This is a genomic window from Aminobacter sp. P4_D5 (assembly GCF_056401815.1).
The window spans coordinates 1-957 of record NZ_JBFUIP010000462.1 but is presented as its reverse complement, the minus strand read 5'-3'; the positions used below and the strand labels follow the sequence as shown (position 1 = coordinate 957).

The 957-nt window shown below is 69.4% G+C and carries 2 protein-coding genes; both read left to right on the top strand.

The features are described 5' to 3' along the window. Window positions 1-524: EamA family transporter (locus AC1DWF_RS32775; RefSeq protein ID WP_476842686.1), on the top strand; the 524-nt coding region annotated here is incomplete at its 5' end. Further along, window positions 508-957: DMT family transporter (locus tag AC1DWF_RS32770; protein WP_476842685.1), on the top strand; the 450-nt coding region annotated here is incomplete at its 3' end. The genes AC1DWF_RS32775 and AC1DWF_RS32770, both read left to right, overlap by 17 nt.

Sequence of the window (957 nt, the reverse complement as noted above, 5' to 3'; positions counted from 1 at the left end):
TCGTCGGCGTGCTGGTCATGCTCCAGCCCGGCGGCGACCTCTGGCGATGGGATACCGGCCTGTTGCTCATCGCCGTGGCCGGCATGGCGGTCAGCCGGATCTGGATGCGCGTCCTCGCGGCGACGGACTCGCCCACGACCATCGCCTTCTGGCTGATGCTGGCGCACATCCCGCTGGGCTTGGCGGTCATGCCGATCTCCGCCCTCTGGCCGCCCACGGGACAGCCGGACATCATTCCGTCCGCCGGCCTGTTCGCCCTGCTCTGCTTCTTCGGCGCCTCCAACGCGATCGCGCACCTGCTGTTCTCGCGCGGCTATGCGCTGGCGAGCGTGGCGACGCTGGCACCGCTCGAGTACACGCCGCTGCTCTGGGGCCTGGCACTGGGCTTCGCCATCTTCGGCGAAGTGCCGGCATGGACCACGCTGGGCGGGGCGCTGATCGTGGTCGCCGCCGGCATCTACAACGTCCATCGCGAGCGCGTTCGCCGCGCCGAGGAAAGGGCGATGCATGCCGCTGAGGCATGACGCACGGCGCGGCGCGCTGCTCATGCTCGCCGCGACCGCGCTCTTCACCATCATGGGGGCGCTGATCAAGCTGGTCGGCGACCGCATTCCCTTCTTCGAGATCATGTTCTTCCGCAGCCTGCTGGCCATGCCGGTGGTGCTTGCCATCGTCTTCCGGATGGGCAACCCGCAGCTTGCCACGCAGCGCCTGGGCGGCCATGTGCTCCGCGCGATGACCGGCGCGACGGCGATGGCCTGCTCCTTCTTCTCGCTGACGGTGCTGCCCTTCGCCGAGCAGACCGCGCTCACCTACACCACGCCCATCTTCGCGACGCTGCTGGCCATTCCCTTCCTCGGCGAGAAGGTCGGCGTCCACCGCTTCGGCGCCGTCGGCCTCGGCTTCGTCGGCGTGCTGGTGATCGCGATGGGGCAGGGGGCCTTCGGTGGGCAGATC